Below are 7,497 nucleotides of genomic sequence, written 5' to 3'. Positions count from 1 at the left end.
GGGTCTGGTCGGAACCGTAGGTGAACCCGCCATTGAGGAAGTCTTGCTGCTTGGGCAGCTTGCTCACCAGGTTCAGGCTGCCGCCTGCCGAACCGCGTCCGCCGAAGGAGGAGTTCGGGCCTTTGCTGACCTCTACCGATTCGATGTCGAAGATTTCACGGCTCTGGCCGCCGGTGTCGCGCACGCCGTCGAGGTAGGTATCGCCCTGGGCGTCGAAGCCACGGATGAACGGACGATCGCCCTGGGGGTTGCCGCCTTCACCGGCACCGAAGGTAATCCCCGGAACGGTACGCAATGCATCTTGCAAGGAGGTCGCAGCGGTGTCCTTGAGCACTTGCTGGGGAATCACCGTGACCGACCTGGGGGTATCCACCAGCGGAGCGGTGTACTTCTGCGAGGATGCCTTCTCCACCTGATAGGACGTCGAGTCCTGCGCTTCACCGGTAATGCTGGTGGCGTCCAGGGCAATCGCCTTGCTCGGGGCTTTCTGGTTGGTGTCTTCGGCGGCCTGGACCATATGGCCTGCGGAGCCGGCGGTGATCGCCACGCCAATCGCAGAGGCCAGCAGGCGCGGTGAACTGACAGCGGACAGTGGTTGTTGACGTGACATTTTTATTCCCCTCCCCAGGGATTTGAGGCGGCGGAATATAGGGGATGAAAGTATTGGTTATCAATTGCGAAACATTACTATTCGCACCAAATTTACATTCTTTACAATTTATCTTTACGGTTTTTTCAGTCTCGTTCGTCCCTTGGGTTTTACACAGTCAATAAGAATCAATATCATTGGCGGTCTTTTGGTTCTCAGGTACCTGGCCATGCTGCTGCACATTCCTGGCGTATTCACCCGTGATGAAGTGGGGCGCATTCGTGAAGCCCTGGAGCAGGCCGATTGGGCGGATGGCAAGATCACCGCCGGGTACCAGTCGGCCAAGGCCAAGCACAACCTGCAATTGCCCGAAGGGCACCCGCTGGCCCAGGAGATCGGCGCGGCGATGCTGGACCGGCTGTGGAAGAACCCGTTGTTCATGTCCGCCGCCTTGCCGCACAAGGTGTTCCCGCCGCTGATCAACTGCTACACCGCCGGTGGCAGCTTCGACTTCCACATCGACAACGCCGTGCGCCAGCCCAAGGGCAGCCCGGAGCGGGTGCGCACCGACCTGTCGTCGACCCTGTTCTTCAGCGACCCCGAGGACTACGACGGCGGCGAGCTGGAGATCCAGGACACCTACGGCCTGCAGCGGGTCAAGCTGCCGGCGGGGGACATGGTGCTGTACCCCGGCACCAGCCTGCACAAGGTCAACCCGGTGACCCGCGGCGCCCGCTACGCTTCGTTCTTCTGGACCCAGAGCCTGGTGCGCGAGGACAGCCAGCGGGCCTTGCTGTTCGAAATGGACGGGGCGATCCAGGAACTGACCCGGGACATGCCCGACCATCCTTCACTGATCCGCCTGACCGGCACCTACCACAACCTGCTGCGTCGCTGGGTCGAGGTGTAAGCCGTGACTTTTCAACTTCGCCGCGAGGAATTCCTCGACGGCGCGCAACTGAGCGCCATGCTCGAAGAGAGCCCGGCCCGTGCCGCCCAGGCAGTGCTGGTTGCCGCTTCCGAGGGCTTGCTGGAGGCCCAGGCATTGCTGGGGCAGATCCTCCTCGACGGTCGGGGCATTCAGCAGGACCCGCCCCTGGCCGTGCGCTGGTTCGAGATCGCCGCGCAGCGCGGGCACCTGATGGCGCGCAACATGCTCGGGCGCTGCCTGGAGCATGGCTGGGGCTGTACGGCGGATGCCGCCTTGGCTGCCGGGCATTATCGCCAGGCGGCCGAAGCGGGGCTGGACTGGGGCTTGTACAACTACGCCAACCTCCTGGCCACCGGCCGCGGCGTGGTGCAGAACCATGTCCTGGCCCTGGCCTGCTACCGCCGTGCGGCGGACCTTGGGCATGCCAAATCGATGAACCTGCTGGGGCGCTACCTGGAGGAAGGTCTGGTCTGTCCGGCGGACCCTGATGCGGCCCGGGACTGGTATCGGCGCTCGGCCGAAGGCGGGGATTTTCGCGGGCAGTTCAGTTACGCCGCAGTGCTGGCCGATGCCGGGCGTGTTGGCGAGGCGGTGGAGTGGCTGCAACGGGCCCTGGCCGGCGGCAACCTGAATTTCCTCCGGGTGGCCTGCGCCGCGCTGCTCAATGCCACGCACCCGGAGATTCGCGAACTGGCTCTGGCCTATCAGCAGCGCGCAGCGCAATTGGGTGATGAGCGGGATGTAGAGCGGCTTGCTGTCTTGGCTTAAATCACTATGATTCAAAACAAATCGCTTTTAATCATTCTGATGCAGGTCTTGCCTCATGCCCTCGACAAAAGTACTGACCGCTCATATTCCCTTGGATCTGGCTGATAAGGTCGATCAACTGGCTTCTCGCCTGGAGCGCTCCCGTGCCTGGATCGTGAAGCAAGCGTTGGTGGCCTGGGTTGACCAGGAAGAAGAGCGCCGCCGACTGACGCTTGAGGCCTTGGCAGATGTTGATGCTGGAAGGGTTGTCGATCATCAGTCAGTGCAGGCTTGGGCGGAGAGTCTGTCTGGCGACAACCCTCTACCGTTACCGCAATGAGACAGCTGCAATGGACGAGCAAGGCCTTGTCCGATCTGGCTCGGCTTTTTGAGTTTCTCGCCCAGGTCAATCGCTCCGCTGCTGCTCGGACCGTGCAATCTCTCGTACAGACTCCAGATACTCTTCTATATAACCCTCGATTGGGGGAACAGTTGGAGGAGTTCAAACCAAGGGATGTTCGACGACTGCTGGTGGGGCATTACGAGATACGTTATGAGATTCAAGGCATGACCTTGTCCATCCTGCGTATTTGGCATACCCGGGAAGATCGTTGAACCGTTGAGCCACGCTCATAACAAAGCCCATGACACGTCATGGGCTTTTTCTTACCGCTGGCAGCTCAAGGCTTGCCGCTGCCGTCAGACGTAGAAGGCCTTCAGCGGTGGGAAGCCGTTGAATTCCACGGCGCTGTAGCTGGTGGTGTAGGCACCGGTGGACAGCCAGTACAGGCGGTCGCCGATGGCCAGGTTCAGCGGCAGGCCGTACTTGTAGTTCTCGTACATGATGTCGGCGCTGTCGCAGGTCGGACCGGCGATCACCACTTCTTCCACTTCACCTTTCTTCTCGGTCCAGATCGGGAACTTGATGGACTCGTCCATGGTTTCGATCAGGCCGGAGAACTTGCCCACGTCGGTGTACACCCAGCGCTCCACGGCGGTGCGGGATTTGCGCGCCACCAGCACCACTTCACTGACCAGGATGCCGGCGTTGGCGATCAGCGAACGGCCAGGCTCAAGGATGATTTCCGGCAGTTCGTCGCCGAAGTCTTCCTTGAGGAAGCGGATGATTTCCTCGGCATAGGTTTCCAGGCTGTTGGTGCGGGTGATGTAGTTGGCCGGGAAGCCGCCACCCATGTTGATCAGCTTGAGGTGGATGCCGTCTTCTTCCTTGAGGCGCTCGAAGATCACTTTGACCTTGGCGATCGCCGCGTCCCAGACGCTGATGTCGCGCTGCTGGGAGCCGACGTGGAAGGACACGCCGTAAGGCACCAGGCCCAGGTCGCGGGCGAGGATCAAGAGGTCCATGGCCATGTCGGTCTGGCAGCCGAATTTGCGCGACAACGGCCAGTCGGCGGTGGTCGAGCCTTCGGTGAGGATGCGCACGTAGACCTTCGAACCCGGGGCGGCCTTGGCGATGTTGCGCAGGTCGGCTTCGGAGTCGGTGGAGTACAGGCGCACGCCCTTCTCATAGAAGTAGCGGATGTCCTTGGATTTCTTGATGGTGTTGCCGTAGCTGATGCGGTCGGGGCTGACGCCCTGGTTCAGCACTTTGTCCAGTTCGTAGATCGAGGCGATATCGAAGCTCGAGCCCTTGTCACGCAGCAGGTCGATGATCTCGACGGCCGGGTTGGCCTTGACCGCGTAGTAGACCTTGGCGAATTCGAAACCGGCGCGCAGGTCGTCGTAGGCCTGGGCGATCATCTGGGTGTCGATGACCACGAACGGGGTTTCTTGCTGGTCGGCGAAGGCTTTCATCTTTTGAAAGGTTTCGCGCGCGAAATAGTCTTCGACGTTAATCGACATGCGTTGGAAGCTCCTACTGGCAAACATTGATCATCAATGGGTGTAAGGAGGTGTCATGAATGACTCCTCCTAGTGAACGTCCTCCGTATCCCCACTTTGGTTCGCCTACTTCCCAAGGCATGTCGCCGAAAGCAAAAAGGCCATGGGAAATCTGCCCTTGGCCTTGCTGTCTCGTCGTCAGTACTTGAGCCGGATGGATCGTTTCCAGCATGGACGTTCGGCGCGAACTTTAGGCGGTGAGGGGGCTGAGATCAACAAAAAATGTCGCGTTTTTGCACTTGTCTGACGTGCGTTATCGACACCTCTCTTTGTAGCCGACTCAGATGACGGACAGATGTTCCCGAAGAATTCCCGGGTGTTAAAAATACCTGCACGTTCGACGCCTTTGTCTACCTGATCACCGTAAACAACGAAGTCGCCAACATCGGCGACGTTGCCTGCGAAACGCTCCATCAGAGGGTCATTTTGATCATTGCGGCCCCTGCTTGACGTGGCCGCGACAGGTCCGGGTGTTCATATTTCTTGCCGCCCCCGTAGGAGCCGGCTTGCCGGCGAAAAAGGCCCTTGAACCTTGCGCAGTTCTGGCGGGCGCCTTTGCTGGCAAGCCAGCTCCTGCGGGGGAGGGCTGTGGCTATCAGGCAGAGGCTGTTTCCGCGGGGGAAACGATGCTGGTCTTGGCCCCTCGCGAACGTCCGGAGCTCAGGTAGGCCGCAATGGATTCCTGGGTCACCTCGCCGAGGAACACCCGCTCGGCGTCCATCACCGGCAGCCATGAGCGGTTGAACTCGTACATGCGCGACAGCAGGATGCGCAGGTGTTCGTCGTAGGCTGCGGTGGCGTTGAACTCGCGCAGGTACTGCTGGCAGGTGCCGGTCTGACGATGCAGGTCACGGCGGCGTACATAGCCCAGGGCCTTGTTCTCGGCGCAGGTCACCACCACGTAGCGGCGGTCGTGCTCGTCCATCAGTTCCAGGGCCTCTGCCACCGGGGTTTCCGGGCTCACCGACGGCGCGTTGTCGGCGGCGTCCTCGGCCTTGACCAGCAACAGGCGTTTCAAGGTGCTGTCCTGGCCGACGAAGTTGCTGACGAAGTCGTCCGCCGGGTGCGCCAGCAGGGTGTCCGGGTGGTCGATCTGCAGCAGTTTGCCGGCACGGAAGATGGCGATCTTGTCCCCCAGCTTGATGGCTTCGTCGATGTCGTGGCTGACCATGATCACAGTCTTGTTCAGCGCCCGCTGCATCTCGAAGAACTCGTTCTGGATCATCTCGCGGTTGATCGGGTCCACGGCGCCAAAGGGCTCATCCATCAACAGCAACGGAGCATCGGCCGCCAGGGCGCGGATCACCCCGATGCGTTGCTGCTGGCCCCCGGACAGCTCCCGTGGGTAGCGGTGCAGGTACTGCTTGGGTTCGAGCTTGATCATGCTCATCAGCTCGCGGGCTCGGTCGTGGCATTTCTGCTTGTCCCAGCCCAGCAGCTTGGGCACCACCACGATGTTTTCCTCGATGGTCATATTGGGGAACAGGCCGATCTGCTGGATCACGTAGCCGATGTTGCGGCGCAGGGTCACTTCATCCAGGTCGGTGGTGTCTTCGCCGTTGATCAGTACCTTGCCCGAGGTGGGCATGATCAGGCGGTTGATCATCTTCAGGGTGGTGCTCTTGCCGCAGCCCGAAGGTCCGAGGAACACGCAGATCTCGCCTTCGTTGACGGTCAGGCTTACCGAGTCGACGGCTTTGACATCTTTGCCGTTGCTGCGAAAGGTCTTGGTCAGGTTTTGAAGTTCGATCATTTCAGGAGTCCTTTTGGAGTCAGCGTGCGTTGCAGCCATTGCAGAAGCAGGTCGGCGAAGATGGCCAGGAGACTGACCAGCACCGCGCCGACGATCAGCATCGACATGTCGCTGCGGCTGATGGAAGCAAGAATGAGTACGCCCAGGCCGCCGGCGCCGATGGTGGCGGCGATGGTCATGACGCCGATGTTCATCACCACCGCGGTGCGGACCCCGGCCAGGATTACCGGCACCGCGATCGGCAATTCGACCATGCGCAGGCGCTGGCCGAAGGTCATGCCGATGCCCCGGGCGGCTTCACGGATGCCCGGTTCGACGCCGGTCAGCGCCAGGTAGGTGTTGCGCATGATCGGCAGCAGGGAATAGAGGAACACCGCGGTGATCGCCGGCAGCGGGCCCAGGCCTTGGCCGAACTTGGAATAGAACGGCAGCAGCAGGCCGAACAGCGCGATGGACGGAATAGTCAGCAGTACGGTGGCGCTGGCCTGCAGAGGGCCGGCGAGGGCGGGGAAGCGGGTCATCAGCACGCCCAGCGGTACGCCGAAGACGATGGCCAGGGTGACGGCGATGCCCACCAGGGTGATGTGCTGCCAGGTCAGTTGCAGGACTTGGGCCCAATCGAGATGGGAAAAGGCGTTCAGGAATTCCATGTCTTCTCCTCTTTAGTTGATCGGGTGCTGGCGCAGGAAATCTGCGGCCACGGCGGAGGGGCTTTCGTGGTCGACGTCGACCCGCGCGTTCAGCTGGCGCATGGTTTCATCGTCGAACAGCGCCGCCAGCGGCTTGAGCTCGGCAGCCAGTTGCGGGTGGGCGTCGAGGTAGACCTGACGCACCACGGGAGCGGCGGTGTAGTCCGGGAAGTAGTGCTTGTCGTCGTCCAGCAGTTTCAGCTTGAAGGCGTTCAGGCGCCCGTCGGTGGTGTACACCAGGCCGGCAAACACCTGGCCATTGCGCAGGGCGGTGTAGACCAGGCCGGCGTCCATCTGCCGGGTGTTCTTGCGGGTCAGGGCCATGTCGTAGAGCTTGACCATCCCGGCCATGCCGTCGGAACGGTTGGCGAACTCGGTGTCCAGGGCCACCAGACGGTTTTCCTTGGTGTTTTCGGCCAGGGCCTGGGTCAGGTCGCTGATGCTGTTGATCTGTGGATGTTCCTTGGCCACGTTTTCTGGCAGCGCCAGGGCGTAGGTGTTGCTGAACTTGGACGGCGACAACCAGACCAGGCCTTTTTTCGCGTCGAGTTCTTTCACTCGGGCGTAGGACTGTTCGCTGTCGAGTTTTTCGTCCACATGGTTGTAGGCCACCAGGGACACACCGGTGTATTCCCAGATGAGGTCCAGTTGCCCGCTTTCCTGGGCGCTACGCGCCAGGTTGCTGCCCAGCCCGCCGGTGACACGGGTGTCATAGCCCTTGCTGCGCAGGTACTGGGAGGTGATTTCCGCCAGCAGGGTCTGTTCGGTGAAGACCCGGGCACCAATGCGGATCAGCGGTTTTTCCGCGGCTTGAGCCAGTCCGGCGAGGAGCAGGACGCAGCCGAGTATCAGGCTTGTTTTCTTCATGTCATTTCCTTGGCTGAGG

General features: G+C 61.1%; 9 protein-coding genes. 4 read left to right on the top strand and 5 right to left on the bottom strand.

The genetic code is table 11. The features are described 5' to 3' along the window. A partial coding sequence (locus tag U873_RS0131470; RefSeq protein ID WP_025132039.1) for a TonB-dependent receptor plug domain-containing protein occupies positions 1-610 on the bottom strand: 610 nt, incomplete at its 3' end. A 208-nt stretch (positions 611-818) separates the two neighbouring features. On the opposite strand from U873_RS0131470, the gene U873_RS0131465 reads away from it, so the two are divergent. Genes U873_RS0131465 through U873_RS35595 form a run of 4 tightly spaced genes read left to right on the top strand, consistent with a single transcriptional unit; the run spans position 819 to position 2,882 of the window. Continuing rightward, the gene (locus tag U873_RS0131465; RefSeq protein ID WP_025132038.1) at positions 819-1,499 is read left to right on the top strand and encodes a Fe2+-dependent dioxygenase; all 681 of its coding nucleotides are present in this window, start codon (positions 819-821) and stop codon (positions 1,497-1,499) included. Between the two features lie 3 nt (positions 1,500-1,502). Next, a complete protein-coding gene (locus U873_RS0131460; protein WP_025132037.1) occupies positions 1,503-2,288 on the top strand; it encodes a tetratricopeptide repeat protein in 786 nt (261 codons plus the stop codon). Between the two features lie 55 nt (positions 2,289-2,343). Further along, positions 2,344-2,607: a CopG family ribbon-helix-helix protein gene (locus U873_RS0131455; protein ID WP_025132036.1), complete on the top strand. Its 264-nt coding sequence runs from the start codon at positions 2,344-2,346 to the stop codon at positions 2,605-2,607. Beyond that, positions 2,604-2,882 carry a type II toxin-antitoxin system RelE/ParE family toxin gene (locus tag U873_RS35595; RefSeq protein ID WP_081818739.1) on the top strand — a complete coding sequence of 93 codons (279 nt, stop codon included), beginning with the start codon at positions 2,604-2,606 and terminating at the stop codon, positions 2,880-2,882. Before U873_RS0131455 ends, U873_RS35595 begins: the two co-directional genes overlap by 4 nt. An 84-nt stretch (positions 2,883-2,966) precedes the next feature. On the opposite strand, the gene U873_RS0131450 is transcribed toward U873_RS35595, so the two are convergent. The 4 genes from U873_RS0131450 to U873_RS0131435 form a co-directional block, all read right to left on the bottom strand. Next, positions 2,967-4,130: a type III PLP-dependent enzyme gene (locus tag U873_RS0131450; RefSeq protein ID WP_025132035.1), complete on the bottom strand. Its 1,164-nt coding sequence runs from the start codon at positions 4,128-4,130 to the stop codon at positions 2,967-2,969. A gap of 634 nt (positions 4,131-4,764) precedes the next feature. Further along, positions 4,765-5,922 (bottom strand): betaine/proline/choline family ABC transporter ATP-binding protein, encoded by a 1,158-nt coding sequence (locus tag U873_RS0131445; protein ID WP_025132034.1) that lies wholly within the window; start codon positions 5,920-5,922, stop codon positions 4,765-4,767. Continuing rightward, complete coding sequence (locus U873_RS0131440) at positions 5,919-6,572, bottom strand: ABC transporter permease (protein ID WP_025132033.1); 654 nt, start codon at positions 6,570-6,572, stop codon at positions 5,919-5,921. Before U873_RS0131440 ends, U873_RS0131445 begins: the two co-directional genes overlap by 4 nt. A 12-nt stretch (positions 6,573-6,584) precedes the next feature. Continuing rightward, the gene (locus U873_RS0131435; RefSeq protein WP_025132032.1) at positions 6,585-7,478 is read right to left on the bottom strand and encodes a glycine betaine ABC transporter substrate-binding protein; all 894 of its coding nucleotides are present in this window, start codon (positions 7,476-7,478) and stop codon (positions 6,585-6,587) included. Positions 7,479-7,497 lie beyond the last annotated feature (19 nt).

This window comes from Pseudomonas sp. PH1b (genome assembly GCF_000633395.1).
GTDB lineage: Bacteria > Pseudomonadota > Gammaproteobacteria > Pseudomonadales > Pseudomonadaceae > Aquipseudomonas.
This window is presented reverse-complemented; position numbering and strand designations above follow the sequence as displayed.

Coding starts and splice junctions, on each gene's coding strand:
- U873_RS0131465 (WP_025132038.1), top strand. CDS start 819: ATGCTGCTGCACATTCCTGGCGTATTCACCCGTGATGAAGTGGGGCGC.
- U873_RS0131450 (WP_025132035.1), bottom strand. CDS start 4,130: ATGTCGATTAACGTCGAAGACTATTTCGCGCGCGAAACCTTTCAAAAG.
- U873_RS0131435 (WP_025132032.1), bottom strand. CDS start 7,478: ATGAAGAAAACAAGCCTGATACTCGGCTGCGTCCTGCTCCTCGCCGGA.
- U873_RS0131440 (WP_025132033.1), bottom strand. CDS start 6,572: ATGGAATTCCTGAACGCCTTTTCCCATCTCGATTGGGCCCAAGTCCTG.
- U873_RS35595 (WP_081818739.1), top strand. CDS start 2,604: ATGAGACAGCTGCAATGGACGAGCAAGGCCTTGTCCGATCTGGCTCGG.
- U873_RS0131455 (WP_025132036.1), top strand. CDS start 2,344: ATGCCCTCGACAAAAGTACTGACCGCTCATATTCCCTTGGATCTGGCT.
- U873_RS0131445 (WP_025132034.1), bottom strand. CDS start 5,922: ATGATCGAACTTCAAAACCTGACCAAGACCTTTCGCAGCAACGGCAAA.